Here is a 26,466-nt window from a genome sequence, read left to right on the forward strand (position 1 = left end):
GAGTTCGTCCAGCCCCCCTCGTCGCAGCCACGGGCTCCACAACAGCCACAACCGGCGGAGCCACAGCCACCCCAGGAACCCCAGCCGCCACAGCCGCGGCCACAGGTGCCACAGCCACAGCCGCGACGGCAATTTCCGCAGGGCCCAGTGCTGGGCAACCAGCGGTTTCTGCAGTACGGACGCGACCCCGTGACCGGCCGGTTTCTCACGCCCGAGGAACACCAGGCCGTGACGATGCTCGCACTGCGACACCCCCAGCAGGTCGAACAGGCCTACGCACAGAACCTCCCGTTCTCGGCGGTCGGGCTCGACGTCCCGTCGACCCTCGGTGAACCAGGCACGCAGCGTGACCTCTGGCAGTCGCCGCTCCCCGTGCTATCGGGACAGCAGGCGACGGAGTACGAGCGCGACCCGGACACCGGACGCTACCTCACGGCCGAGGAGCAGCGGTACGTCGCGCATCTGTCCGAACGGTTCCCGGAGAAAGTCCAGGCGGCCTACGAGCAGAACCGTCCGTTCGCTGCGGTCGGGCTGGAGGTTCCCGAAACCCTCGGTGAGATCGGCACCCAGCGCAATCCCTGGCGGCCGACCATCCGGCCGGGCTACCCGGCCAACCCGATCGAGTACGATCCGGGGCACTGGCCGCGCGAACCGCCGTAGCGAGAGCGCCGAGGTGACGACCCGTCGCCGCGTCGCCGGCGGCGGGTCCAGCCGTCCATCGACGGACGCGCCCGAGCGGCGTCAGACCTCGTCGTCCGGGTCGTGTCGCTCGGCCATCCGGTCGGCCTCGTTCGCGTAGCGGTCGCGGTCCTCTGGATCGACGGCTTCCAGCCGGTCGGGCTCGACGTCGAGGCCCGCCGTAACCGTCGAGTCGAACAGCATCCGCGTCGAGCGCTGCTGGAAGACGGCCCGTTCGCCGTCGGACGTCGCGTAGACGAGCGTCACCATGTCCTCGTGTTCGTACTCGCGGGCGACGAGCCAGACGCGGACGGTATCGTCGGGCATCAGATTTCGTCGTCGGGGTCGTTGTTCTCGGCGACGCGAGCGGCCTCGCTGGCGTAGCGCTCGCGCAGGTCGAGGTCCTCGACCGGTTTCAGCTGGTCGGCGGTGGCCTCCTTGGCGGCGGTGACGCCGCTGCCCTGGAGCATGTTCGATGAGCGGTTGCTCTGCATGTAGCGCTCGCCGTCGGGCGTGGCGTAGACGAGCGTGAGCAGTCCCTTGTCGCTGTACTCGCGCTCGACGAGCCAGACCCGTTCGGTGCCGTCGGTCATGGCGACGCGTTGTGGGCCGGTCGGCTTGTATCCACTCATCGCGGCTCCGCGGTCGAGTCGCGCGTCAGATTCATGTGAACGCCTCGCCAACCCGGAGCCGATGGCGCGCTGGGAGGAACGGGCGAGCGAGCGGCTCCGCCACGGCGAGACGATCGAAACGGCCGTGCCGATCGGGACCAGCGGTGTCGTCGTCACCACCCAGCGCGTGTTCGCGTTCACACCCGAGAGCGACGGGGCGAACTTCCGGTCGGTCGAGCGACCCAACGTCGAGGGTGTCGTCACCGACACGACGAGCGACACGGGCTGGCTCGGCTACGTCGCCAGGGCCGCCCTGGCCGGGGTCGCGGGCGTCGCGCTCGGCCTGACCGTCGACTTCGGGAGCCTCCTCGATCTCGGTGGCATCGGCGGGCAGGGTGCCAGCCGGGTCGGCATGGGCGGCATGCTCACCGTGTTACAGCAGGTGTCGCGACTGCTCGGGCTGCTCGACCAGGTGTTACTGGTGGGCGGTCTGCTGGCGCTCGCGGTGGCGCTTGGCGCGTTGGGGATGTACGTCGAGAGCCGAACGAAGACGATCCGGCTGACGGTCGCCGGCGGTGCCGACCTGCACGTTCCGGCGTCGGCGCGGGGTGACGCAGTCGCGCGACTCCAGCGACACCTCGCAGACGGGGCGGCGGGCGAACCGACGGACGCGGGCGGCGAACGGGACGCGCCCGACCGCGGGACGCTCGGGACCATCCGGGACTCGCTGACCGCCGACACGGAGGCTACGGGCCGGACGGTCGCCCGACCGGCCGTCGACGCCCCCGCGGACGACGACGGTCCCGAGAGCGGCGACGACCCGGACGAGGGGGCGAACCCGGACGCGACCGCCGAGGAGAGTCTGGACTTCGACGACGAAGAGTAATCCACATACCCCGCGGGGCCGTACGGCCTCCGAGATGGACCCGAGCGAGGTCCGGGCGCGTGCGGCCGACCTGCCCCGCGAGCCGGGGACGTACCGGTTTCTCACCGACTCGGGGACCGTGCTGTACGTCGGGAAGGCCGTCGACCTGCGTGACCGAGTGCGCTCGTACACGGACCCGCGGAGCGAACGCATCCGCCGGATGGTCGAACGGGCCACCGACCTGGACGTGGCCGTCACCGACACGGAGACACAGGCACTCCTGCTGGAGGCCAACCTCATCAAGCGCCACCAGCCACGGTACAACGTCCGGCTGAAAGACGACAAGTCCTACCCGCTGGTGCAGTTGACCGCTCACGACAGGCCCCGGATCGAGATCACCCGCGATCCGGACGACGACGCGACCGTCTACGGCCCGTTCACCGACAAGGGCCGGGTGGAGACGGTCGTCAAGGCCCTGCGGGAGACCTACGGTCTGCGCGGGTGTTCCGACCACAAGTACGCCAACCGCGACCGGCCGTGTCTGGACTACGAGGTCGGGCTCTGTACCGCGCCCTGTACCGGCGAGATCGGACGCGAAGCGTACACAGAGGACGTGGTGAGCGTCCGGCGGTTCTTCGAGGGCGAGACGGGTGTGCTGGCCGACCCCATCGGGCGCGAGATGGAGCGAGCCGCCCAGGCGGAAGCGTTCGAGCGCGCCGCGAACCTCCGGGACCGGCTGGAAGCCGTCGAGGCGTTCCACGGAGAGGGTGGCGAGGCCGTCAGCGCCGGCGGGAGCGACCGGGAGCGCGCGGTGGACGTGCTGGGCGCGACCGTCGAGGGCGACGAGGCGACCGTCGCGCGCCTCCACGCCGCCGACGGGCAACTCGTCGAGCGGGAACGGCATACGCTGGCCGCACCGGACGGCGACGGCGGCGAAACCCGGATCGGGGCGGTGTTCGCGGCGTTCGTCCCGCAGTACTACGCCGAGCGGGAGTTGCCCGACGCCATCCTGCTGTCCGAGCGACCCGACGACCCCGAACTCGACGCCTGGCTCGCCGCCGAAGGGGTCGACCTCAGGGTACCCGGCGCGGGTCGGGAGGCCAAACTGGTCGACCTGGCGCTGAAGAACGCCCGCCGGGGCGTCGGTGCCCGGGGCGACGAGGGGGCGGCGCTGGCCGAGGCGCTGGGGCTGGACACGCCCGTCGAGCGCATCGAGGGGTTCGACGTGAGCCACGCGCAGGGCAGCGCCGTCGTCGGGAGCGACGTCACCTTCGTCGACGGGAGCCCGGAGAAGAGCGACTACCGGCGGCGGAAACTCGAGGAGCGCAACGACGACTACGCGAACATGCGGGCGCTGGTGCGCTGGCGGGCCGAGCGCGCCGTCGAGGGCCGCGACGACCGCCCCGACCCCGACCTGCTGTTGATCGACGGCGGCGACGGGCAACTGGGCGCGGCCCGCGACGCCCTCGCGGAGACGGGGTGGGACCGGCCCGCCATCGCACTCGCCAAGGAAGAGGAACTGGTGGTCACGGCCTCCGGAACGTACGACTGGGACGACGACGCGCCCCACCTCCACCTGTGTCAGCGGGTCCGCGACGAGGCCCACCGCTTCGCCGTCCAGTACCACCAGTCCCTGCGCGACGACGTGTCGACGGCGCTGGACGACGTGCCTGGCGTCGGCCCCGAGACCCGCCGGCGACTCCTCCGGCGGTTCGGGAGCGTCGAGAACGTCCGCGATGCCGACCCCGACCAGCTCCGGCAGGTCGACGGCGTCGGCGAGAAGACCGCCGAGACCATCGCCTCGCGTCTGTGACTGCAGTCGAGCCGCCGACATGATGGTAGCACATCATGACGGGGCGCGTCGATTCGGCTGCCTGCAGGGTTCGTTTCGTTCGTACTTCGGTGCGGAAATTCTAAGGAGTTGTAGCATGATATAAATACGAACATGGGGCGGGGAGCGAACGGCGCGAGCGTTACGGATGCTCCGGCGCTCGGGGACCGGCGGCGGGTCGAGACGGCCGGCCGGGCGGCGTGGGGGTGTCAGTCCGGGGGGACACGGCGGGAACGCCGACAGCACGCGCGCGGTCGGTCGGGAAGGGGACCGAGAGATGCGACCTGACGACGGACGAGCCTGGCCGCAGATCGGCGCGGTCGTCGTCCTCCTCTGCGTCGCCGCCCTCGGGGGGCTCGCGCTCTGGAACGCTGGACCGGCCGGCACGGCGGTCGCCGCGCAGTCGAACGACACCGACTGGAACGCGACCAACGGCTCGGACGCGGTCGCCCCGGGCTGTCCACCGGCCGACGCGCTCAGGCGAGAGGTGTTCGACGGACTGGAAACTCGCAGCATCGAGGAGGTCCGGTCGACCATTCCGTCCGATGCTGTCAGATGCCTCCCCGAGGACGTGCTGGCGGCGCTGGATCTCGGGAACGAGACTGACGATTCGGCGTCGGGGAGCGACGGGAACGAGACTGACGGGACCGACTCGACTGCGGACACGAACTCGACCGAGGCGACGAATTCGACCGACGACACCAGCTCGACGGAGGGGTCCGACAGCACCGATGGCTGTCCGCCAGCCGACGTGATTCGGATCGAGGTCAACGCGGCCCTGGCCGAGAACTCCAAGGCCGAGGTGCGGGCGGAGTTCACCGACGAGGAGATCGACTGTCTCCCCGCAGACGTCAGAGACGACCTGAACATCGGGGACGACGACGGGAGCGGGACCGGCACCGACGACACGGCCAACGATACGGCCGGCGACGGCACGAGCGGCGTCGACTGCCCGTCGGACGAGGAGATCCGCGAGTCGGTCGAGACGGCGCTGGCGGGGTCGTCGCCCGCCACGGTCCGCGCACAGATCCCCGAGGAGTACGAGGACTGTCTGCCAGCGGACGTGAAGGCGACGCTGAACGGTGGCACGAACGCGTCCGCGGTGTCGACGGGCACCGACACCGCGGCCGGATCGGGGGGCAACACCGGGACCGGGACGGGGACGGACGGCGGTGTGGACTGTCCGCCGGCCGAAACCATCCGGGAGGACGTGAACGAGACGCTCGAGAAGATGTCGGCCGCGCAGTTCCGGACGATGGTCCCGGCGGAGTACGTCGAGTGTTTCCCGCCGGACGTGCGCGAACGGCTCGGGCTGACCAGTGAGGGGGGCGCGTCGGGCGGGAGCGGCTCACAGTCCGCCGGCACCGGGGAGGCCGCGACCGACTCGTCGACGCCGCTGGGCGGACCGGATTCGACGTTGTTCGACTCGGACGGCGACGGCGTCGTCAACGCACGGGATCACGCACCGAACGACAGCAGCGTGCAGTTCGCGGACTCGGACGGTGACGGCGTCCCGGACCCGTACGATTACGCGCCCCGTGATCCCAGCGTGCAGGAGGAGGGCGACGCGGAAGCGGCCGCCGATCCGGCCGGTGAGGACGGGGCGGGCGGCGACGGCATCCCGGTCGCGGCCGGGTCGGCGTTGCTCCTCGTCCTGGCGGCCGGCACCGGCGCGGTCGTCTACCGACACTACGGTGGGCCCGGATCGGACGACGACGGGTTGCCTCAGCCGGCCGGCACCGGGTCGGTGACGGCCGACGAGCCCAGTTCGGAAGCACGCGACGTGTTCGGCGAGAGCGCGTTCGATCCCGACGACTCGGCCGGCACGGGCGCGGCGTTCACGTTCGACGAGCACGAGGGCGACGCGGGCGACGCGGGCGGGTTCGTCTTCGACAACGACTCCGACGAGGACGTGATCACGCTCGACAGCGACGGCTCGGTGCCCGACGCGGAGACCGAGACCGGCTTCGTCTTCGAGGGCGGCCCGAACCCGGAGCTCGACGGCGCGGGTGAAACCGCGGACGATTGACAGAAGACGCACGCTTCGCTCGCGTCCCCGACCGGGCGAACGGTGGAACCGCGAGCCGGACGGATCGCGACGTCCACCAACAGTTAACCCGCAGGGCGTCGAAAGCACAGTTATGACAGACGGGGGCCGGGAGAGTCTCGCGTACAAGCTCGGGCGAGCGAGCGCGAGCGGGGGGTCGCCGGCCTCGCCGCGCGGACTCGCGGCCACGCTCGCGGTCTTCGCCGTCGTCCTCTTCGTCTTCGACGTGATCGGTGGGACGGAACTCGTGGGAATCCTCCTGTTGACCATCGCCATCGTGGCGATCAACAGCGCGGTCGCCATCGTGCAGGCCTACGAGAAGCAGGTGCTGACGGTGCTGGGGAGTTACCGGCGGACGCTCGAACCGGGGATCAACTTCGTGCCGCCGTTCGTCTCGACGACCTACAGTTTCGACATGCGGACCCAGACGCTGGACGTGCCCCAGCAGGAGGCGATCACCCGCGACAACTCGCCCGTGACCGCCGACGCCGTCATCTACGTGAAGGTGATGGACGCCAAGAAGGCGTTTCTGGAGGTCGAAGACTACAACCGGGCGGTCTCGAACCTCGCCCAGACGACGCTCCGGGCAGTGCTCGGCGACATGGAACTGGACGACACGCTGAGCAAACGCAACGAGATCAACGCGGCCATCCGGCGTGAACTGGACGACCCGACCGACGAGTGGGGGGTCCGCGTCGAGTCCGTCGAGGTCCGCGAGGTGAAACCCTCCGCCGACGTGGAGAACGCGATGGAGCAACAGACCGCCGCCGAGCGTCGCCGGCGCGCCATGATCCTCGAAGCACAGGGGGAACGGCGGTCGGCCATCGAGCGCGCCCAGGGGGACAAACAGTCCGACATCATCCGGGCCCAGGGCGAGAAGCAGAGTCAGATCCTCGAAGCCCAGGGTGACGCCATCTCCACGGTGCTCCGTGCGCGGTCCGCCGAGTCCATGGGCGAGCGCGCGATCGTCGACAAGGGAATGGAGACGCTGTCGAGCATCGGTCAGAACCCGTCGACGACGTACGTCCTGCCCCAGGAACTGTCCTCCCTGGTCGGACGCTACGGCAAGCACCTCACCGGGAGCGACGTGCAGACCGGCGGCGAGGGGACCCTCGAGAGTCTGGAGTTCGACGCCGAGACCCGCGAGATGCTCGGCCTCGACGACATCGCGGAGACCCTCGAGGAACTCGATACGGACGCAGAGCGACCGACGGGGACCGCCGAGGCCGAGACTGCCGACGCGGCCGCCGACGGTGACGACTGACCGAACGGCCACCGATTCGGCCCCTGTGCCGTCGTGCGTTCGGGATCGCAACTATTGAGCCTGGGGACCACGAATCGCTCGACACGATGCCCACGCTCTCGCGCATCACGGTCTTTCCCGTCAAATCGCTGGACGGGCTGGCACTCGACAGCGCCACCGTCGGTCCGCGGGGCGCGCTCGAACTCGACCGCGAGTACGCCCTGTTCGACGCCGACGGCGAGTACGTCAACGGGAAAGCCACCGCGCAGATCCACCGACTCCGGTCGTCGTTCGACCCTGCGATCCACGAACTGACGGTCGGTCGGCACGGCGACGACGAGCGCCACACCTTCGGGCTCCGCGACGAGGCGGGCCGGGCAGCCTGTGGCGAGTGGCTCACCGACTTCTTCGGGGAACCAGTCACCGTCGAACGTGACGACGCGGGCGGCTATCCGGACGACGAGGAGTTACACGGGCCGACGGTGATCAGCACGGGGACCGTGCGGGCGGTCGCGGACTGGTTCGACCTCCCGCCGGAGAACGTCCGGCGGCGGTTGCGGGCCAACGTCGAGATCGGAAGTACAGAGCCGTTCTGGGAGGATCGGCTGTTCGCCGACCACGGCGAGGTCGTGGCGTTCACGGTCGGGAACTGCCGGTTCCACGGCGTCAACCCGTGCCAGCGGTGTGTCGTCCCGACGCGGGACCCGGACACGGGTGAAGAGATGGCGGACTTCCGCGAGCGGTTCGTCGAGCGCCGGGAGGCGACGCTCCCGGAGTGGACGGCCTCCGAGCGGTTCGACCACCCCTATCGGCTCATGCTGAACACGGTGGTCCCCGAGGCGTCGCGGGACACCGAGGTCGCGGTGGACGACGAGGTGACGGTCGAGGGCGTGCGGGCGTCCGAGTTCTGAGGTCAGTCCTCGTCGAGTCGGACGGTCAGCACCGGAATCGGGGATTTGCGGACGACTTTCTCGGCCACGCTCCCGATGAGGTAGTGGTCGATCCCGGTGCGGCCGTGGGTGCCCATCACGACGATGTCGACGGGGAGACGGTCGATAGCGTCGAGAATCTCGGTCTTCGGGACGCCCTCGGCGACGTGGGTCTCGACGGGCACGTCGTCCGGAAGCGCGTCGACGGCTGCCTCCACGGCGGCCTCGGCGCGATCGTGTTCGGCTTCGTCCCAGACTTTCGACGAGAGCCCGCTGCTGGGGCTCTCGAAGCGGTTGCGCGTGTCGGCGACCGAGAGGACGTGGACCGTGGCGTCGAACCGTTCGGCGACGGCCGCGGCGTGGTCGGCCGCGGCCGCGACGCCTTCGCTGCCGTCGGTCGGGAGGAGAATGTGCTGGTACATACTGACGCCGTGTCGGGCCGCGGGCAAAAGCAGCGGGGATCAGAAGCCGCCGGACATCAGGAAGAGCGCGATCGAGATGACGGCGAAGAGGACGCCAACACCCTTCTGTAGCGTTCGCGTGTCGAGCGCGCTGGAGACGTAGGGGGCGATCTGCCCGCCGGTAACCGTCGCGGGGACGGTGAACACGACCATGTTCCAGGGCGTCTCCGCGATGCTCAGCGCGTGGATACCGGGGACGACGGTCCCGGCGAAGACGTGGACGAGCGACGCCAGCACCGCCGTGACCGCGACGACGATGTGGTTGGTTCCGATCGCCACCTTGGTCGGGACCTTCGTCCGGAGCTGGGAGATGATCCCGAGTTCACCGATACCGAACCCGGCCAGCCCCTGGAACGTGCCACCGACGCTGTAGTTGGCGAAACGTTCGAGGTAGCCCGACCACGTGTACTCGTAGGTGTCTCCCTGTGTGTCGACTCGCGTGATCTGTCCCTCGTCGTCGGCGTCGACACCGGCGGGTCCGAGTTTATTCGCGTCGTCGGGCAGATCCCGGTCGGGCCCGCCGTCCGTCGTGACCTCCGTCTCGTCACTGGACGGTTCGTCGTGACTGAGGTCGGCCTTGAACATGAGATACGCGGCCGTCAGGAGAGCCGCACCCAGCGCCGCGTGGAACAGCCACCCGGGGATGAAGAACGACAGGAGTGCGCCGGCGACGACGAAGGGGATACTGCCGCCGACGAGGGTGAGTGCCAGTCGCCGGTCGACGAGTCCGTGCCGGACGAACGCGATGGCCGAACTGGACAGGCCGAACGACTCGCTGATGAGGCTGACCTTCACGAGCGTCTCGGTGGTGAGCGGCGGCTCTAGGAGCGCGTCGGGCGCGAGGACGCCCGCAAGCAGCGGGTACAGGAAGATGAAAAACGGCACGAAAAGTGCCGACCCGCTGATGCCGACGGTATTGACGGTGGTCGCTCCCAGCAGGAAAAACGGGAACAGCCACCAGAACCGGAGCCAGTACTCCGTGCCGCTCCCCGTGGTCGGGGCGAACAGAAGCACGAGGGGCACGAAGATGATCGGGGCTGCGAACACGAAGAAATGCTGGTACCGCAGGAACGTCTTCTGGAACCGACTGGACCTTGACGAGGCGGTCATTGAGTCTTGACTCCCGGTTTGGGAATTGCCTTACAAAGGCCTTGTCGTTTGCTCGGACCGTGAGCCACGAGAACCGGACACAAGCGGCAATTTTTCCGTCGACAGTGCCGAACCGTTGATTTCGTTGCCACCATCGACGGCAATAGCTGCCGACACGTCCACCGTCGGGTGTGGTCCCCGAATATTTATTACAGACCCGAATAAACTAGTGTGTGTAATGAGCCTTAAGGAGGGACTTCTAGAGGAGGCCGAGCAGTCCGCGAACGAGCAGCGCCGTATGGACTCGGAGTCTCTCCCCCCGACAGCGGAGCCCCCGGCGACCGGTCTCCGCGAGAAGCTGGCGCGGTTCAGCCGGGAGTGGTCGCGCCGCTACGTCGAGATGCGGGTCGAGGCTCGGAGATAGCCACACGGCGCAGTCACGGTTTGCGGTTTTTTCCGTTCGGTCGTTCGTGAGTCGCGACTCCGTCCCCGGCAGCCGCCGGCTCAGAACTCCTCGGCCGGTTCCGGGACGACACCCTCCTCGGCGTCCTGTAGCTCGTACTCCTGACGGAGTTCACGGATGCGGTCACGGATGTCCGCCGCGAGTTCGAACTCCAGATTGTCGGCGGCCTCGGCCATCCGCTCCTGCAGGTCGGCGATCAACTGCTGGGCCTCGTCCTCGTCGTCGGGGGCCATCCCGGAGACGCCGCCGGTGTCGGTCTTGGCACCGGGGAGGTTGGTCTCGCCGACGGGTTTGTCGATGGTCGTCGGCTCGAAGCCGTGTTCGTCGTTGTACTCCTGTTGAATCTCGCGGCGACGGCTGGTCTCCTCGATGGCCGACTCCATGGCCGAACTCACGTCGTCGGCGTACAGCACCACCTCGCCGTTGACGTTTCGCGCGGCCCGCCCCATCGTCTGGACGAGCGTCGTCTCGCTCCTGAGGAAGCCCTCCTGGTCGGCGTCGAGGATCGCGACCAGCGAGACCTCGGGGATGTCCAGTCCCTCCCGGAGGAGGTTGATGCCGACGAGCACGTCGATCTCGCCCAGGCGCAGCGAGCGGATCAACTCGTGGCGTTCGAGCGTGTCGGTCTCGTCGTGCATGTACGCCACGTCGACGCCGGCCTCTTCGAGGTACTCGGTGAGGTCCTCGGCCATGCGCTTGGTGAGCGTCGTCACGAGGACGCGCTCGTCCCGTTCGACGCGGTCGTCGATCCGGTCCATCAGGTCGTCGACCTGCCCGGTCGCGTCGGCGATCTCGACGGCCGGGTCGACGAGGTGGGTCGGCCGGACGATCTGTTCGACCACCTGCTCGCTTTGCTCGCGCTCGTAGTCGCCCGGCGTCGCGCTCACGAACAGCGTCCTGCCGGTCGTGTCCTCGAACTCGTCGAAGGTCAGCGGGCGGTTGTCGAACGCGGTCGGCAGGCGAAAGCCGTTCTCGACCAGGCTCTCCTTGCGCGATTTGTCCCCCTCGTACTGCCCGCGAATCTGCGGGACCGTCTGGTGGGACTCGTCGATCACCGTCAGGAAATCGTCGGGGAAGTAGTCCAGCAGGGTGTAGGGTGCTTCCCCCGATTCACGGTCCGAGAGGTGGACGGAGTAGTTCTCGATGCCCGAGCAGTAGCCGGTCTCTCTCAGCATCTCCAGATCGAAGGTGGTGCGTTCCTCGATGCGCTGGGCGGCGACGGCGTCGCCGTTGCGCTCGAAGTAGCGCACGCGCTGGTCCATCAGCTCCTCGATCTCCGCGATGGCATCTTCGAGACGCTGTTCGGGGATCGAGTAGTGTTCCGCCGGGTGGAGCAGGACGGCGGGGTCCTGGCTCTTGACCTCGCCTTCCAGCGGGTCGATCTTCACCAGCCGGTCGATCTCGTCGCCCCAGAACTCCACGCGGACGGCGTAGCGACCGTACATCGGGTAGATTTCCAGGGTATCGCCCCGCACACGGAAGGTCCCCTGCGTGAAGTCCACGTCGTTGCGCTCGTAGTTGAGGTCGACCAGCCGGCCCAGCAGCTCGTCGCGTTCGATCGTCTGCCCCTGCCTGAGTTCGAGGGACATGTCGACGTAGTTGCGTGGGTCACCGAGACCGTAGATGGCCGAGACGGAGGCGACGACGATCACGTCGTCCCGCGTCAGGAGCGAACGGGTCGCGGAGTGGCGCAGGCGGTCGATCTCGTCGTTGATGGAGGCGTCCTTGTCGATGAAGGTGTCCGTCTGCTCGACGTAGGCCTCGGGCTGGTAGTAGTCGTAGTAGCTGACGAAGTACTCGACGGCGTTGTCCGGGAACAGTTCCCGGAACTCCTCGTACAGCTGGGCCGCCAGCGTCTTGTTGTGGGCGATCACGAGGGTCGGCTTCTGGATCTCTTCGATCACCCACGACACGGTGTTGGTCTTGCCCGAGCCGGTGACGCCCAGCAGGGTCTGTGTGTCCATGCCCTGGCGGAAGCCGTCGGCCAGTCGTTCGATGGCCTCGGGCTGGTCGCCCGCGGGGTCGAACGGCGCGTCGACGCGGAACGCCCGGTCAGCGTCCGGACGGTCGGGCGAGAGGGGGCTGCCGGAGGTGTCGCTCATTGTTCGGGTAGTTGGGCTGGTGGTACTTCAGGCGCTCGCTCGTGAAGACCGCGAGCGAACGGTGACTACCCCTCCACAGCCCCGCCCTCGGCAGCCGTCCCCGACCCACCGGTCCGGAGGTGGAGGTAACTCACGCAGGCGAGCGAGACGAGGCCGCTGACGGCGGCGAGCGCGAACATGACCCGGTAGCCGAACATGGTGTAGACGCGCGCGCCGGCGAGGGTCTCGCCGGTCCAGTAGGCGTCCAGGATCGCGCCCATGGCGGTCGGGAAGACCGCGGCACCCGAGAAGGCGACGGCGTTGACCGCGCCGGTGGCGACGCCGGAGGCCCCCGCACCGTGGCGGTTCTTCACGACGGTGTAGCCCAGCGCGTACCCGCCGGCGAGGAAGCTGACGACGAAGAACATGAGGCCGACGACCGCGAACGGCGGCTTGCCGACGATCGAGAGCGTGGCAAAGGTCGCGGTGTAGAGGACCGCACCGACGACCATCAACTCCGTGCGGCGGCCCAGACCGTCCGAGATGCGGCCGGCCACGGGTGGGCCGACGAGCAGGCCGACGCTCCCGAGCAGGGTCAGCGTCGACGCGGTGGTGATCGACACGTCGTACACCTGCGAGACGTAGGGAACGCCCCACAGCCCGAGGACGGTGATGTTGAGGCCGGTCGACGTGAAGAGGGCGAGGCCGGCCAGCCAGGTCTCGCGCTGGCCGAAGACGGTCCGGACGTTCCGGCCGACCTCGCGCAGGGAGAGCGTCGGCGCGGACGGCACGTTGTCCAGCGACCGGAGGCCCGCGTCCTCTGGGGTGTCACGGGCCAGCACCCAGACGATGGTGGCGATCAGCAGGCCGACGACGCCGATGCCCAGCAGGGTCGTCCGGACGCCGAGCGCGGCGACGGTGACCGCCAGCGGCGTCGTCGCGAGGATGCCGCCCAGTCCGGCGACGCCGACGGTGAGGCCGTTCATCGTGGCGAACTCGCCGGGGCGGAACCAGTTGGCACAGAAGCGCAGGATGGCGATGAAGACGACGCTTCCGCCGAGCCCGATACAGAGGCGCGCGAGGAAGGCGACGGCGTAGGAGTCGGCGAGGCCGAAGGCGAGGCCGCCGAGGCTCATCACGACGGTGCCGGCGGTCGCGGTCCGGCGGATGCCCAGGCGGTCGGCGAGCACACCCGCGATCACCTGCATCGGGGCGTAGACGTAGAAAAACGCCGAGTGTAGGGTGCCGAGGGCGGTCCCGGTGGTGTCGAACGCTCGCATGAGGTCAGCCGAGAGGACCGCCGTCGAGAGCCGGTGGACGTTCACCAGGAGGAACGCCGTCGCCAGTGCCGTCCACACGATCCAGCGCCGCCGAACGGGATCAGACCAGACGCCCATCACCTCACCCTCCAGTACCAGTTCAAAAAACGTTGTGTCGGTTCAAGAAACTGTCTCGTCGACTGAAACACCGTTCGCAGGGCGGTGGTTTCGTGTGGGTCACGGTCGGAAACGGGGGCAGAAGTTTTTTGAGTGGGTTCCATGCGCCGTGACATGGACGCCGCCCTCCCCGTCCAGATCGAGGCGATCGAACCGGGAACGGTTCGCCGTCGGCCGCGACGTAGCCGTCACGTCCGCCTGCAGGTCGGCGACGGTGCGACGATCGCCGTCTACGACCCTCAGACAGTGGTGACACCCGACGCCGTGGGCACCGAGCGGGAGATGGAGCTCTCCGCGGAGGTGCCCGCCGTGGAATCCCGTCCCACGGGCGAGGCCGGGATCGCTGCCCGGTCGGGCGGCGACGCCGTCACCTTCTACGGCATCGTCGTCACCGTCGACGAGGCAGGGACGGAGGCGTTGCTCGACGTGGGATCGGGGACGGTCCGGTTCGACACGAGTTCGGTCGACCGGCGGCTCTACGTGGGCGACTTCCTCGAACTCGCCGACCCGGTCGTCCACGTCACCGGGATGTCGCCGACGGGTCGATCCTACGAGGCGTACCTGTCTCAGCTCGACAGCGACGACCCGGCCGCGCGTCGGGAGGCGGCGACACACCTCGGTCACCGTGGCCGGGAGCGCGCCGTCGACCGCCTGGTCGCGCAGTTCCGCGCCGAGCACGACCCCAGCGTCCGCCGGGCGGTCGTCACGGCGCTCGGACGGCTGGCGGTGACGGCCCGGCGGCCGGACGAACGCCCCGACCCGCGGATTCGCTCGACGCTGGAGGCGGCGACCGGCGACGAAGCTCGGGAAGTCAGGGACGCCGCCGACGACTGGCTCGACCGCGTGGCCAGTTACTGGTTCTCCTGAGACCGATAGAGGGTGATCGAGGCCAGCAACGCCACGAGGCCGGCGGCGGCCGCCAGTCCGAACGCGATCCGGTAGCCCAGCGTCGAGTAGACCTGCGCGCCGTTGATCGTCTCACCAGTTCTGTAAGCGTCCAGGATGAGGCCCATCAGCGTCGGGAACAGCGCCGCGCCGGTGAAACCCAGGGTGTTGACCGTCCCGGTGGCGACACCGCTGGCCCCGCTCTCGTGGCGCTCCTTGATCACGGTGTAGCCCAGCGCGTACCCGCCGGCCAGAAAGCCCGCGGCGAAGAACGCGAGGGCGACGACAGGCAGGGGTGGCTGACCGGTGATCGCCAGCAGGGCAAAGGACCCGGTAAAGGCGGCCTGGGCGGTGACCATCAGTCCCAGTCGGCGGCCCAGACGGTCCGAGAGCCAGCCGACCAGCGGCGGGCCGAGTAGGAGACCAGCGCTCCCGGCCAGCGTGTACACCGACGCGCCGGTGACGGAGACGCCCTCGTAGGTCTGGACGACGTAGGGAACGCCCCAGAGCCCGAAGACGGTGATGTTGACGCCGGTGCCACAGAACAGGACGGTGCCGACGAGCCAGGTCTCCCGTTCGCGGAGGACGCCCGCGGCATTGCTGGCCACCGCCGACAGCGAGGGCGTTTTCGCCAGCGGGACGCCCTCGATCTCTGCGAGGCCGGCGTCGGCCGGCGAGTCCCGGGCGAGCAGGTAGGCGACGGTCGCCAGCACGAAGCCGGCGAGGCCGAGCCCGAACAGTGTCGTCCGCCAGTCGGTCGCCGCGACGACGACCGCCAGCGGCGTGGTCGCGAGGACGCCGCCGAAGCCCGCGGCGGCGATGGTCAGCCCGCTCATGCGGGCGAACTCGGTCGGTCGGTACCAGTTCGCACAGAAGCGCAGGATGGCGATAAAGAGGAGGCTCCCGCCGAGCCCGATCAGTGCCCGGGCGAGGAAGGCCACCGGATAGGAGTCCGCGACCGAGAAGGCGAGCGCGCCGACGCTCATCACGACGGTGCCGGCGGTGACGGCACGGCGGCTTCCGACCCTATCCGCCACGAAGCCCGCGGGGAGTTGCATCGCCGCGTAGATGTAGAAAAACGAGGCGTGCAGGGTGCCAAGCGCCGCGCCCGTCGTCGAAAAGGCCGTCGCCAACTGCTCGGCCAGCACCGCCGTCGAGAGCCGGTGGACGCTGACCAGGGCGTAGGCCGCCGCGAGCGCTGTCCAGGCGATCCAGCGCCGCTTCGTCGGGTCCGACCAGATGCGCACACGCCCCGATCCGATCCGCTGGTTGTTAAGTATTCGTAGTCCAGAGACAGCCAGCGTTCATCCTACGGAGCAGAAGTGCAACATTGTTTGGGAGTGTCTGGCAGAGAGGTGTGGCGGTCAGGCGGTCGCCGTGCGGTCGGGCACCAGCATCCGCGCGCCTGTGGCGCGCGGTTCCTCGCGAGCGGCGCCGCCGCTCGCGCCTTTTTCGCCACCGAAAGACGCGCAGCGTCTTTCGAGTGCTCACGAGAGCGACGCTCTCGTGGCATACCGAAAACCTCCGGTTTTCGTGGACTCCCGTTCGCCTTCGGCTCACGGGAACCACGTTTTTGCCGCGAGTAGTGCGGGAGCGGAGCTCCCGCATACCATGCGAACGGGCGCGAAGCGCCCGTGAGCAGATGGTGGCCGCAGGCCACCCGAGTGGTTCGAAAGACGCCGAAGGCGTCTTTCGTCATCACGAGAGAGCTTCGCTCTCTCGAACGACGGGAAAAAGGTGGGGGTTCAGCAGACCGGTTTCGGATTCACGCCCAAGTCTTCGAGGGTGTCGAAGTAGTCGTCGTAGGCGGCCTGGATGGTGTCGACGGCGGCCTCGTGGGCCAGGTCTTCGTCCGCATCGGTCGCACACACGTCGACGAGGGTGTCGGCGGCGTCGTCGACGAGCGAGTCGACGGCGTCGCGCACGTCACGGAAGGTGCTGGCGGTCTGTGGGGCGGCCTGGCCGACGAAGAAGCCGACGGCCTGGGAGATCTTGTTCTCGACGACCAGCGCCCAGCCGAGGACGCCGGCGACGCGCTCGGGCGTGGTGTCGAGGTCCTGCATGGACTCGGCGAGCGGGGACGGCGCGCCGGCCTCGTGGTCGCCGCGTTCGCCGGCGACGGTGCCGTACTGCTCGCCGGTCAGATCGGCGGCGTCGGCGAAGAGATCGGCGGCAGCGCCGTCTGCCTCGTCGGCCCACGTCTCGAAGGTAGCCGCCGCGTGGTGGAAGGTGTCGGCGACGGCCGCAAGCACTGCGTCTTCCTCCATCTCGCCCTCGGTGTCCGCGTACAGCGACTTCGAGGAGCCGAGTCTGGAGAGTTCGGTCTGCTGTGCCTGGCGGACGCCGTCGAGGAAGTCTGCCGCGTTCATGGGCCCCGGTTCGGCAGGCGGGCGCTTGTAAGCATCGACACTGGCAGGGATGTCGACCGGGCGTTCCCGCGGCGCATCCAGAACTTTCACCTCGGTGTCGAGAATAGTCGGCAGGGAGATGGCCGTGCCACCCGTCGAGTCGCTGCCGACGCTCGTCCTCCGGCTGGGTATCGCCTTCGGCGTGGGGGCCCTGATCGGGCTGGAGCGCGAGCAGAGCGAGTCCGGCGGGAGCTTCGCCGGCAGTCGCACCTTCCCGCTGTTCGCCCTGTACGGGGCGCTGGTCGGCGCGTTCTATCCGAGCGTGCTCCCCGTCGCCGTCGCCGCCATCACCGTGCCGCTGACCGTCGCGTACGGGGCCAAGGTGTGGATCGAAGGGGACGTCGGCCTCACCACGCTGACCGCGGCGTTGCTGACGGTCCTGCTGGGCGCACTCGCCACCCACTCCGGTCAGGGGGCCGTCGTCACCATCGTCGTCGGCGGGGTCGTCACCGCCCTGCTCTCGGCGAAAGGGGACCTCCACCGGTTCGCGGACCGCATCGACGACGCCGAACAGCGCGCGATGGTGAAGTTCGTCCTCGTCGTGTTCGTCGTCCTGCCGGTCCTGCCCGACCGAGAGTTAGACGCCCTGTTCGGGCTCAACCCCCGCTTCGTCTGGCTGATGGTCGTGTTCGTCACCGGCCTCAGCTTCGTCGCGTACGTGTTGAGCCGCGTCGTCGGGACCGAGCGCGGCATCGCGCTCACGGGTATCCTCGGCGGGTTCGTCTCCTCGACGGCGACGACGGTCTCGATGGCCGAACAGACCCGGGACTCGCCCGGCCTGTACCAGCTGTGTGCGTTCTCGACGGTGGTCGCCGCGGTCGTGATGTTCCCGCGCGCGCTCGTCGAGGTCGCGGTCGTCAACCCCGCACTCCTGCCGTTCGTCGCCGTCCCGCTGGGCGCGATGACCGCCGTCGGCGCGGTCGTGGCCGTCGTGGTCTACTGGCGCTCGGCCGTCGAGACGACCGTCGACGCCGACATCGAGAACCCGTTCCAGTTGCGGACGGCCCTGTTTTTCGGCGCGCTGTTCGCCGCCGTCCTCTTCGTCTCGGACTACGCGAACGCGTGGCTGGGAACCTCCGGCATCTACGCGACGGCGTTCGTCTCCGGCCTGGCCGACGTGGACGCGATGACGCTCACGCTGAGCAAACTCGCGGCCGAGGGGGCGGTCGAACCGGGAGTCGCCACGACCGGCATCGTCATCGCCGCCTCCGCGAACACGCTGGTCAAAGCCGGGCTGGCGTGGGTCATCGGGACGCGACAGCTCGGCAAACTCGTCACCGCCGTCCTCGGTGTCGTCGCCGCGGTCGGGCTCGGGATCGCCGTCTTCCTCTGAGACGGATCGCAAAAGTCGGAGATCGTCGCAGGACGAGACCGTCCCGTCCGACGCTCTGTGTTACCGTCAGTCGCCCTTCTCGATGGGTGCGCCGACCAGGTTGCCCCACTCGGTCCAGGACCCGTCGTAGTTGATGGTGTCCTCGTAACCGAGCAGTTCGTGGAGCGCGAACCAGGCGACCGAGGAGCGCTCGCCGATCCGGCAGTAGGCGACGGTCGTGCTGTCGCCGTCGATGCCTTCCTCGGCGTAGAGTGCCTCGATCTCGTCGGCGTCCTTGAACGTGCCGTCGTCGTTCGTGACGGCGGCCCACGAGATGTTGCTGGCACCGGGGATGTGGCCGCCGCGCTGGGCGGTCTCCTGCAGGCCCGGGGGTGCGAGGATCTCGCCGGAGAACTCCTCGGGCGAGCGAACGTCCACGAGGGGCACGCCGCGGTCGATGGCGTTCTCGACGTCCTCGCGGTAGGCGCGGATGGACTCGCGCGGGCCGGAGGCCTCGTAGTCCTGCGCGGAGAAGTCCGGCTCCTCGTCGGTGAGCGGGTAGTCGTTCTCGACCCAGTAGTCGCGGCCGCCGTCCATCAGACGCACGTCGTCGTGGCCGTAGTACTTGAACTGCCAGTAGGTGTAGGCCGCGAACCAGTTGGAGTTGTCACCGTAGAGGACGACCGTCGAGTCCTCCGTGATGCCGTGACTGCCCAGCAGGTCCTCGAAGTCCTCCTTCGAGAGGATGTCACGTGTGGTCTGGTCCTGCAGGTCCGTCTCCCAGTTGAAGCCGATGGCACCGGGGGCGTGGCCCTCCTCCTCGTACAGTTCCGTGTCTACGTCGACCTCCGCGAGTCGATGCTCGGGATCGTCGCTCTCGAACTCCTCGAGATGGTCCTCGACCCAGTCCGCAGAGACGAGAACGTCTTTGGCGTAATCGCTCATATGCGTCCCCCTGTACGCCCACGACTCATATAGTACTGCACCTCACGGCACATTCGGCCCCTCCTCCCCCCTGCCGGCAGTATTTACCCCTTCGACCCCCGCAGACAGTGCGAAGGAGTCACACGCCGCGAGACGTGCGGAGCGGCCAACCGCCCACCGGCAACGTCGGCGGCCGGCCGGTGTGAGAGAGTGGCGGTTAGTATTGCCCCTATCTGAGAGAGAGCGAGAGAGAAGCCTTGAAACGGCCGCTCGCGTATCAGGGAGTATGAGCGAGGTAGTGGTTCCAGCGGCGTGGGTGGCCGACCGACGCGACGAGGTCACCCTCGTCGACGTCCGAGACGCCTGGGAGTTCGACGGCATCGGCCACGTCCCTGGCGCGGTGAACGTTCCGTTCGACTCGTTCCGGGCCGGCGAACACGCCGTTGACGGCGAGACCGGCGAGGCTGGGATGCTCCCCGGCGGCGAGGGCTTCGCCGATCTCATGGGTGAGGCCGGGATCACCGACGAGGACCACGTCGTCGCCTACGACGACCACCACGGCGTCTTCGCCGCGCGCCTGCTCGTGACCGCCGAACTGTACGGGCACGACCCCGCGAAACTCCACCTGCTGGACGGGGACTTCTCGGCCTGGCAGCGCGAGCGCGAGACGACGAGCGAGGCGACCGCCGTCGACCCGGCGACCTACGAGGCCACCGACCCGACCGCGATCGAGACGCCACTGATCGACGCCGACGCGGTCGCCGCGGCCGCCGACGATCCCGACGCCGTCGTCGTCGACACCCGCGAGGACTGGGAGTACGAGGAAGGCCACATCCCCGGCGCGGTCCGGCTCGACTGGCGGGAACTCGTCGACGACGAGACCCGGGGCCTGAAATCACGGGCGGAGATGGAGGAAGTCCTCGAAGCACGCGGTATCACGCCCGAGAAGCGGATCGTCCTCTACTGTAACACCGCCCGGCGGATCAGCCACACCTACACCGTCCTCCGGCACCTCGGATACCCGGACCTGCAGTTCTACGAGGGGAGCCTCACCGAGTGGGAGGAGGAGGGACGGCCACTCGAAACCGGGAGCTAGTCGTCCGGCGGTGCGGGTTCGACGCCCATCTCCGTCGAGAGTTGCTGGCCGGCCTCCAGCAGGACGGCGACGGCCAGGGGCCCGGCGATGAAGCCGACGATCCCGACGGTGAGGACGCCGCCGGTGAACCCGACGAAGTAGAGGCTCCCGGGCATCCCGGCGGTGTAGGTCGCCAGTCGCGGGCGGATGAGCGCGTCCGGGAAGAACCCGACCAGCACCAGTCCGAAGGCGACGACCAGCACCGCCGCGCCGGGATTGCCCAGCGTCACCTGGTAGATTCCAAGCACGATCACCAGCACGCTCGGGCCGACGATCGGGATGAACTGGAGGATGCCGGCCAGGACCGCGAGGACGAGCGTCGATTCGTAGCCCAGCACCGCGAAGACGACGTACGCGATCAGGAAGGTGCCGAAGGCCGTCGCGGCCTGCAGGACGTAGATCGCGTACAGCGTGTCCCGCACCCGGCGGTGGAACCCCTCCACGATGTCGTGGTAGACCGAGGGGACGAGTTCGAAGGTCGTCGCCCGGATCTCGTGGGGCCGCCACAGCAGCGCGTACACGAGCAGGACGAACAGTGCCGTCTTCAGCGCGATGACGGGCGCGGCCGCGGCCAGGTCGACCGCCACGTCCGTCAGCACGGTCTGGGCTCGCGTGCGCACCACGCTCACGTCGACGACGAACTCGACGCCGAACGCCGAGACGGGGATCTCGGGCGGGAGGTCGCTGACGAACGTGACGAACGTCAGCCTGCGAGCGTACAGCGCGCCGACGATCGGGAGCGCCGCGATCACGACCGCGAGAAAGCCCACCAGCGTCGCCACGCCGGCCGACACCCGTCGCCCCCACCCACGGTGGCGGACCAGCTGGCGCACGGGATAGAGGACGTACGCCACCGTCACCGCGAAAAACACCGTCGCGAGCACCTCCGACAGGACGGCCGTCGCCAGGATCGCCAGTACGACGAAGGCCCCCAGCAACACGCGACGTCGACGCCGATCTACCGCCATGCCACTCCCTTCCCACCCCGCCGACTAAACTTTCATCCCAGAACACGTCGACCGGCCGAAACCACTGCACGACAAGCGGTATCACACCTCAATAGTCGGCACTTGCAGGTGAAACAGAGGGGTTCGCGGCAGGAGTCAGGGAGCGACGCCGACCGTCAGGAGCGTGCCGTAGGTACGGTAGCGCTCGATCATGTCAGCCCGTGACGCCCAGTTTTCGGTTGGAAATTCGTCGGCCGGTGGGATCGTGATCTCCCGGTCCGGGATGCGATCCTGGCCGGCGACGTGTAGGCCCGCGTCGCGGAAGGCCTGGCGGTACTCCCGTTCGGACCAGCGGGTCATCTCGACGCCGACCATCTCGGGCCAGTGGTGGGAGTGGACGTTCTCCTCGTAGAAGTTCACGGCGCAGTAGAACGTGCCGCCGGGCCGGAGGACGCGTGCCAGTTCCGAGAGCGCCACGTGCGGGTCGCTCGCGTAGTAGAACGCTTCCATCGAGAAGCAGTGGTCGACGGAGTCGTCGGCGAAGGGGAGGTGCTCGAAGTCGCTCACGAGGTACGTGACCTGCGAATCGTCGGTGTAAGACCGGGCGTTGCTCGCCATCTCGGGGGCGGCGTCGAGGCCGTAGACCCGGCCCGCGTCGGCGGTCTCCCGGAGCGCACGGCCGGCGTAGCCGCTCCCACAGCCCAGGTCGAGGACGGTGTCGCCGGGTTCGACCGGCATCCGCGCCAGCGCGTGTTTCGCGGTGTGCCAGTGGCGTTCCTCCATCCCCTTGTCGCGGCCCTCGCTGGCCCACCGGTCGAACTCTTCGCGGACGCTCATTGCCGGGCGAAGCGGCGGCGCGGACATAACGGGTTCGGTCCGGGCGAGCCGAGACGCTTTTCGGACTGGGCGTCCGCTTCGGGGTATGGGACGCCGACGACGCCGGTACCGGGTCGCCGACACTGCCCAGCAGTTGGTCGGGGGGTTCCTGCTGGCCGGTCCGTTCGTCGTCACCGAGGAGGTGTGGAGCCTGGCGCGGAACATGAGCGCGCTCCACGCACTCGTCACGGTCGCCATCGTCTTCGGCATCGGCTACGGCGCGCTGTACAAGGCCGACGAGGACCGCGACCCCGAGCGCGAGCAGGAAGTGGGCGGCATTCCGGTCCGGTTCGTCTCGCTGATGGGCGTCGCCTTCGGGAGCGTCCTCGTCCTCGCGGTCGCCTTCACCGCGCCACAGACGTTCCTCCCCGACCTCGGTCACCTCGAACAGGCGCTGGTAACCGCGAAAGCGATCAGCGTCGGTGCAATCTTCAGCGTCGTCGGCGCGGCCACCGCCGACAGCGTGTTCTGACCCGCACCCGGACCCGCAAATTTAACGCCGACCCTCTCCGTGTTGCCCGCATGGACTACGAACTCGCCATCGAGAACACGCCGGACACCATCTCCGGGGGGACGGGCGTACTCCTCTTGCACCCGAGCACCGGCGAAACCGACCGTATCGACACCGAATTCCTCGCCACCGACACCGACCACATGCTCATCATCTCGACCCGCACCACCGCCCGCGAGGTCGAGCAGAAACTGGAGTACTACGAAGTCGACGAGACCCGCGCCACCATCCTCGATACCCTCTCGATCGAACGGGGCTACACGCGACGCCGTTCGGACAACGTCCGCTACGTCTCCTCGCCCGACGACCTCGACGGCATCGTCGAAGACGCCCGCGAGTGGATCGAATCCCACGACGGCAAGCTCCGGATCACCGTCGACTCCATCACCGAGATGGCCTACTACGCCGACGACGACCGCACCCGCGAAGCCGTCGAGGACCTGCTCGACCTGCTCGGGGAGCACGGCGCCGTCGGGCTCTTTCACCTCTCGCCGGAGGTCCACGACGAGGAGATCGTCGACGGCTACCGCGACCTGTTCGACGGCGTCGTCGAACTCTCGGCGGACGGCACCGTGACCAGCGAGTTCTGACGACGGAGCTCAATCGGACCGAGTCGTCTGCCATACCGGACGTGGCAGAATAGACGGTCCCAAAGTGCCGTTTCGAGAGAACGTATCGGGGACCGGCGGACCACGGGGAGAGTCAATCAAACTCTCGAACAGGAGCGAGAACAGCAGGAGGATCACGAGCAGCGGGACAAGGACGCCGACCAATCCGAAAACCGATCCGGCCAGGAGGGGGAGGAAACCACTAGCGAGGGCGACCATACTCGCACCTCAGTCGCCCCGGAATAAAAGTCAGCGGTCCAACTGCTCGAACGTTTTCCGCGCCCACTCGACGGCGTACTCGGAGCCAGTCTGTGCGTAGGCGCTCGTCTCCAGTGCGGCGAAGGGTGCCGGGATCTCGATCCGGTCGTCCACGGCGTGTTTGATCGCGCTACAGGCCAGTTCCGCGGCGGCCGGGAACTCCGTCTGACCCCGGGCGACTTCCGTCGAGAGGTCGCCCAGTCGCGGTTCGAGGCGCTGGCCGGCGTCGACCCACGCGTCGAACAGGTCGGGGAAGTCGCCGTCCCAGTCGGCGAAGACCTCGCGGGTGTGCAGGCCACAGTACGCGACGTACAGCGCCGCGGCCAGCTGGTAGACGCCCGCGGGGTCGAGCGGCACCGCAGTCGCTAGCTCCCGGTAGCGCTCCCCGAAGAAGACGAGGAAGGATTCGGGCAGGTCGAGGCCGACCTCGACCAGCGCCTCGGCGAGCAGGAAGTCCACGAACGCATCGGGCGAGGTGGCCAGCCGCGGCTTGACGAACACGACCGGGGGGTCGGTCTGTCGGGTCCAGGTGACGCCGCCGTCGCCGGGCAGGCCGACCGTGAAGTCACTGCCGGCGTACTGGGCGAGCGGGTCGGGCACGTCGGCCGGAAGCCACTCGTCGGGGAAGGAGACGGGATCGAGGCCGTCGACCAGCAGGCCGAGTTCCTCGGCGACGGCCGGGTCGAGCGTCTCGAAGTCCCGTTCGGTCCCCAGGACGAGCGCGTCCGGGGCGTGGGCCTCCCGGACTGCCGCGAGGGCACCGTCGAGCGCACGCGTCTCGAACATCTACGCCAGCGCGGCGCCGAGAATCTGTGCGACGGCGAGCACGGCCGTGAGGGCGAGCGTCAACAGGACGATCTTGGTTGCCTGACTCATACCCGCGAGTACCGTCAGCTACGGTTTAAAACCTTCAGTTCGTGCCGGGCACGGTTCGCCCGCTCACCCGTTCGGCGGCTTCCCTCCGGTCGGCATCCCGCTCACTCCGTTCGTCCGTCGAGCCGCCGGTCGCTTCGCTCCCGGCGATCCCGTCAGTCGTCCCCGGTCGCCCCCACGTCCGCGCTCCGGGCGACGCCCTGCCACTTCCCCGTCCAGAAGCGCGCGGTGTTGACCGCCGCTTTCACGTAGAAGTCGGCGATCAGCGCGACGAAGATCGCCGGCAGGCCCCAGCCCAGCCCGGGGGCGATGGAGAACCCGGCGACCGAAATCGCGTAGCCCGCCGGCAGCGCCAGCGCCGCGACGGGCAACCGGACCAGATACGACCCCGCGAAGGTGCCGTACAGTGGCCAGCGCGTGTCGCCCGCGCCGCGCAAGCTGCCCCGCATCGTCCGCGAGATCGAGAAGCCGGCGACGATCACCCCGAACACGCGGACGAACTGCACCGCCAGGTCGGGGTAGGCGGTGCCAAAGGCGAGCGCGATGGGGCGGGCGAAGGCGACCAGCACCCCGCCGAACAGCAGTTGCGTCACCAGCGCGATGCGCATGGTCTGCCAGCCGTAGGCGGTCGCGTCGGCGTCCTCGCCCGCGCCGACGGACTGCCCGACGAGCGTGCTGGCGGCCGTCGCGTACCCCCAGGCGGGCATCAGCGCCAGCAACATCACCCGGCGGCCGATGGCGTAGGCCGCCACGACGGGCGTCCCCAGCACGCCCAGCACGAACAGGAAGGGGAATCGGCCGAACGTCTGGAGCAGGCGCATGCCGGCCAGCGGCAGGCCGACGCGGACGATCTCCCGGCACAGCGAGAGGTCCAGTTGCGGCCCGCGGAGGGGGAGCCGCACGGCGTACCGCCCCGATGAGAGCAGGCCGAGAAAGACCGTCGCGGCGAGCGTGTTGGCGGCGGCCGTCCCCCACGCCGCGCCCGCCACGCCGAGTTCCGGGAACGGACCCCACCCGAAGATGAGGACGGCGTTGAGGACGACGTTCGTCGGCAGTGTCAGCAGCCGGACGTACATCGGCGTCCGCGTGTCGGCACTGCCGGCCAGCGCCCGCGCGGCGATCATGCTCCAGAACCGGAAGGAAAGCGACAGCATGACGATCTGGAGGTAGACCGCCCCGAGTTCGATGGTCCGGGGGTCGTCGGTCAGCACGTCCAGCATCGGCCCCGCGTACACCCAGGTCAGGGCAGTCAGCGGGATCGAGATCGAGAGGGAAAGCCACAGCGACTGCTTGACCGCCAGGTCCGCGCGGGCGGACTCGCCGCTGCCCTGCAACCGGGAGACGACGCTGATCGTGCCCGAAGAGAGCGCCAGCGACAGGCCAAATCCGAGAAAGTAGTACTGAAAGCCCAGTTCGAGCGCGGCGATGGCCGTGTCGCCGATGGCGATGCCGACCATCAGGAAGTCCGCGATCCGCAGGAGGATGCGGAGCCCGCCGGTGACCATCACCGGCACGGCCAGGTCGAACGCCTCGGTCCCCTTCTCGCGGTCGACCACTCCGAACCGGGCCAGCAACGCGGGGAACCGCAACAACGCGGCGCGCACGGCGTCGCGGATGCCCATCTACACCCACCACGAACCGGAGCCCCCTGTGGCTTTCGACCGCGGAAGCCGTGACAGCACCACACGGGCCGCGGACGAGTCCAGCCGCGTCCGGTACAGGACGAGCGTCAGGTCGTCGAACCCCTCCACGTCGACGGTTCCCGTGCGCTGGAACCCGTTGGCCTGGTAGAACGCCTGTGGCGCCGTCTGGTCCGGGTCGGTGTCGAGCAGGAGATCCCGGTAGCCGAGTTCCCGGGCGCGGCGCGTCAGTTCGGCCAGCAATCGCTGGCCGTACCCCTGGCGCTGGTGGGGGGTCGACGCGCATCCGGGTGAGCACACCCGCCGGGTGGCGTATCGACTCGAACTGGTCGACGTACCACTCGTCGACGGGGCG

26 protein-coding genes are annotated in these 26,466 nt (G+C 68.8%); 12 read left to right on the forward strand and 14 right to left on the reverse strand.

Annotated elements, in window-relative coordinates; all coding sequences use genetic code 11:
• Positions 1–189 precede the first annotated feature (189 nt).
• A complete protein-coding gene (locus tag EAF64_RS06910; RefSeq protein ID WP_129068247.1) occupies positions 190–660 on the forward strand; it encodes a hypothetical protein in 471 nt (156 codons plus the stop codon).
• An 81-nt stretch (positions 661–741) separates the two neighbouring features.
• Here the strand turns inward: EAF64_RS06910 and EAF64_RS06915 are convergent, their stop codons facing one another.
• Positions 742–1,005 carry a hypothetical protein gene (locus EAF64_RS06915; RefSeq protein WP_129068248.1) on the reverse strand — a complete coding sequence of 88 codons (264 nt, stop codon included), beginning with the start codon at positions 1,003–1,005 and terminating at the stop codon, positions 742–744.
• The gene (locus tag EAF64_RS06920; protein WP_129068580.1) at positions 1,005–1,271 is read right to left on the reverse strand and encodes a hypothetical protein; all 267 of its coding nucleotides are present in this window, start codon (positions 1,269–1,271) and stop codon (positions 1,005–1,007) included. Before EAF64_RS06920 ends, EAF64_RS06915 begins: the two co-directional genes overlap by 1 nt.
• Positions 1,272–1,371: 100 nt before the next feature.
• On the opposite strand from EAF64_RS06920, the gene EAF64_RS06925 reads away from it, so the two are divergent.
• The 5 genes from EAF64_RS06925 to EAF64_RS06945 all read left to right on the forward strand — a co-directional run bounded on the left by EAF64_RS06925 (position 1,372) and on the right by EAF64_RS06945 (position 8,186).
• On the forward strand, positions 1,372–2,175 hold the full coding sequence (locus EAF64_RS06925) for a hypothetical protein (RefSeq protein WP_129068249.1): 804 nt from the start codon (positions 1,372–1,374) through the stop codon (positions 2,173–2,175).
• A gap of 34 nt (positions 2,176–2,209) precedes the next feature.
• Positions 2,210–3,967, forward strand: coding sequence for an excinuclease ABC subunit C (locus tag EAF64_RS06930; RefSeq protein ID WP_129068250.1), 1,758 nt, complete (start codon positions 2,210–2,212; stop codon positions 3,965–3,967).
• A 295-nt stretch (positions 3,968–4,262) separates the two neighbouring features.
• Positions 4,263–6,014: a hypothetical protein gene (locus EAF64_RS06935; protein ID WP_129068251.1), complete on the forward strand. Its 1,752-nt coding sequence runs from the start codon at positions 4,263–4,265 to the stop codon at positions 6,012–6,014.
• A gap of 112 nt (positions 6,015–6,126) precedes the next feature.
• The gene (locus tag EAF64_RS06940; RefSeq protein WP_129068252.1) at positions 6,127–7,296 is read left to right on the forward strand and encodes an SPFH domain-containing protein; all 1,170 of its coding nucleotides are present in this window, start codon (positions 6,127–6,129) and stop codon (positions 7,294–7,296) included.
• A gap of 86 nt (positions 7,297–7,382) precedes the next feature.
• On the forward strand, positions 7,383–8,186 hold the full coding sequence (locus EAF64_RS06945) for an MOSC domain-containing protein (protein ID WP_129068253.1): 804 nt from the start codon (positions 7,383–7,385) through the stop codon (positions 8,184–8,186).
• 2 nt (positions 8,187–8,188) lie between these two features.
• On the opposite strand, the gene EAF64_RS06950 is transcribed toward EAF64_RS06945, so the two are convergent.
• Positions 8,189–8,626, reverse strand: a complete 438-nt coding sequence (locus EAF64_RS06950; RefSeq protein ID WP_129068254.1) for a universal stress protein — start codon at positions 8,624–8,626, stop codon at positions 8,189–8,191.
• Positions 8,627–8,665: 39 nt separating this feature from the next.
• Positions 8,666–9,775, reverse strand: coding sequence for a sulfite exporter TauE/SafE family protein (locus tag EAF64_RS06955; protein WP_129068255.1), 1,110 nt, complete (start codon positions 9,773–9,775; stop codon positions 8,666–8,668).
• A gap of 217 nt (positions 9,776–9,992) precedes the next feature.
• On the opposite strand from EAF64_RS06955, the gene EAF64_RS06960 reads away from it, so the two are divergent.
• Positions 9,993–10,178: a hypothetical protein gene (locus EAF64_RS06960; RefSeq protein ID WP_129068256.1), complete on the forward strand. Its 186-nt coding sequence runs from the start codon at positions 9,993–9,995 to the stop codon at positions 10,176–10,178.
• Positions 10,179–10,258: 80 nt separating this feature from the next.
• Here EAF64_RS06960 and uvrB read toward each other — a convergent pair whose 3' ends face one another.
• Together uvrB and EAF64_RS06970 are read right to left on the reverse strand one after the other, a co-directional pair.
• Complete coding sequence (uvrB, locus tag EAF64_RS06965; protein WP_129068257.1) at positions 10,259–12,319, reverse strand: excinuclease ABC subunit UvrB; 2,061 nt, start codon at positions 12,317–12,319, stop codon at positions 10,259–10,261.
• 65 nt (positions 12,320–12,384) lie between these two features.
• On the reverse strand, positions 12,385–13,695 hold the full coding sequence (locus tag EAF64_RS06970) for an MFS transporter (RefSeq protein WP_129068258.1): 1,311 nt from the start codon (positions 13,693–13,695) through the stop codon (positions 12,385–12,387).
• 153 nt (positions 13,696–13,848) lie between these two features.
• Here EAF64_RS06970 and EAF64_RS06975 point away from each other — a divergent pair, with 153 nt between their 5' ends.
• Complete coding sequence (locus EAF64_RS06975) at positions 13,849–14,601, forward strand: HEAT repeat domain-containing protein (RefSeq protein WP_193767601.1); 753 nt, start codon at positions 13,849–13,851, stop codon at positions 14,599–14,601.
• Here the strand turns inward: EAF64_RS06975 and EAF64_RS06980 are convergent.
• Together EAF64_RS06980 and EAF64_RS06985 are read right to left on the reverse strand one after the other, a co-directional pair.
• Complete coding sequence (locus EAF64_RS06980) at positions 14,586–15,866, reverse strand: MFS transporter (RefSeq protein ID WP_129068260.1); 1,281 nt, start codon at positions 15,864–15,866, stop codon at positions 14,586–14,588. The two genes, EAF64_RS06975 and EAF64_RS06980, sit on opposite strands and share 16 nt — an antisense overlap.
• Before the next feature lie 498 nt (positions 15,867–16,364).
• Entirely contained in the window at positions 16,365–16,988 is a 624-nt protein-coding gene (locus EAF64_RS06985; RefSeq protein WP_129068261.1) for a rubrerythrin family protein, read from the reverse strand.
• A gap of 118 nt (positions 16,989–17,106) precedes the next feature.
• Here EAF64_RS06985 and EAF64_RS06990 point away from each other — a divergent pair, with 118 nt between their 5' ends.
• Positions 17,107–18,360 carry an MgtC/SapB family protein gene (locus tag EAF64_RS06990; protein WP_129068262.1) on the forward strand — a complete coding sequence of 418 codons (1,254 nt, stop codon included), beginning with the start codon at positions 17,107–17,109 and terminating at the stop codon, positions 18,358–18,360.
• Positions 18,361–18,426: 66 nt separating this feature from the next.
• On the opposite strand, the gene EAF64_RS06995 is transcribed toward EAF64_RS06990, so the two are convergent.
• On the reverse strand, positions 18,427–19,284 hold the full coding sequence (locus EAF64_RS06995) for a sulfurtransferase (RefSeq protein ID WP_129068263.1): 858 nt from the start codon (positions 19,282–19,284) through the stop codon (positions 18,427–18,429).
• Between the two features lie 265 nt (positions 19,285–19,549).
• Between EAF64_RS06995 and EAF64_RS07000 the strand changes: the two genes are divergently transcribed.
• On the forward strand, positions 19,550–20,359 hold the full coding sequence (locus tag EAF64_RS07000) for a sulfurtransferase (protein ID WP_129068264.1): 810 nt from the start codon (positions 19,550–19,552) through the stop codon (positions 20,357–20,359).
• Here EAF64_RS07000 and EAF64_RS07005 read toward each other — a convergent pair.
• Both EAF64_RS07005 and EAF64_RS07010 read right to left on the reverse strand, forming a co-directional pair.
• The gene (locus EAF64_RS07005; RefSeq protein WP_129068265.1) at positions 20,356–21,366 is read right to left on the reverse strand and encodes an AI-2E family transporter; all 1,011 of its coding nucleotides are present in this window, start codon (positions 21,364–21,366) and stop codon (positions 20,356–20,358) included. The genes EAF64_RS07000 and EAF64_RS07005 overlap by 4 nt on opposite strands.
• A 135-nt stretch (positions 21,367–21,501) precedes the next feature.
• Complete coding sequence (locus tag EAF64_RS07010; protein WP_129068266.1) at positions 21,502–22,182, reverse strand: class I SAM-dependent methyltransferase; 681 nt, start codon at positions 22,180–22,182, stop codon at positions 21,502–21,504.
• An 85-nt stretch (positions 22,183–22,267) separates the two neighbouring features.
• Here EAF64_RS07010 and EAF64_RS07015 point away from each other — a divergent pair, with 85 nt between their 5' ends.
• Complete coding sequence (locus EAF64_RS07015; protein ID WP_129068267.1) at positions 22,268–22,693, forward strand: DUF2391 family protein; 426 nt, start codon at positions 22,268–22,270, stop codon at positions 22,691–22,693.
• A gap of 50 nt (positions 22,694–22,743) precedes the next feature.
• A complete protein-coding gene (locus EAF64_RS07020) occupies positions 22,744–23,322 on the forward strand; it encodes a DUF7090 family protein (protein WP_129068268.1) in 579 nt (192 codons plus the stop codon).
• A 267-nt stretch (positions 23,323–23,589) separates the two neighbouring features.
• On the opposite strand, the gene EAF64_RS07025 is transcribed toward EAF64_RS07020, so the two are convergent.
• The 3 genes from EAF64_RS07025 to EAF64_RS07035 form a co-directional block, all read right to left on the reverse strand.
• Positions 23,590–24,384: a DUF7089 family protein gene (locus EAF64_RS07025; protein WP_129068269.1), complete on the reverse strand. Its 795-nt coding sequence runs from the start codon at positions 24,382–24,384 to the stop codon at positions 23,590–23,592.
• A 242-nt stretch (positions 24,385–24,626) separates the two neighbouring features.
• The gene (locus EAF64_RS07030; protein ID WP_129068270.1) at positions 24,627–26,093 is read right to left on the reverse strand and encodes an MATE family efflux transporter; all 1,467 of its coding nucleotides are present in this window, start codon (positions 26,091–26,093) and stop codon (positions 24,627–24,629) included.
• Entirely contained in the window at positions 26,094–26,411 is a 318-nt protein-coding gene (locus EAF64_RS07035; RefSeq protein ID WP_193767602.1) for a GNAT family N-acetyltransferase, read from the reverse strand.
• Positions 26,412–26,466: the final 55 nt, after the last annotated feature.

Source organism: Halorientalis pallida, from assembly GCF_004118325.1.
In the GTDB taxonomy this organism is placed as follows: Archaea; Halobacteriota; Halobacteria; order Halobacteriales; family Haloarculaceae; genus Halorientalis; species Halorientalis pallida.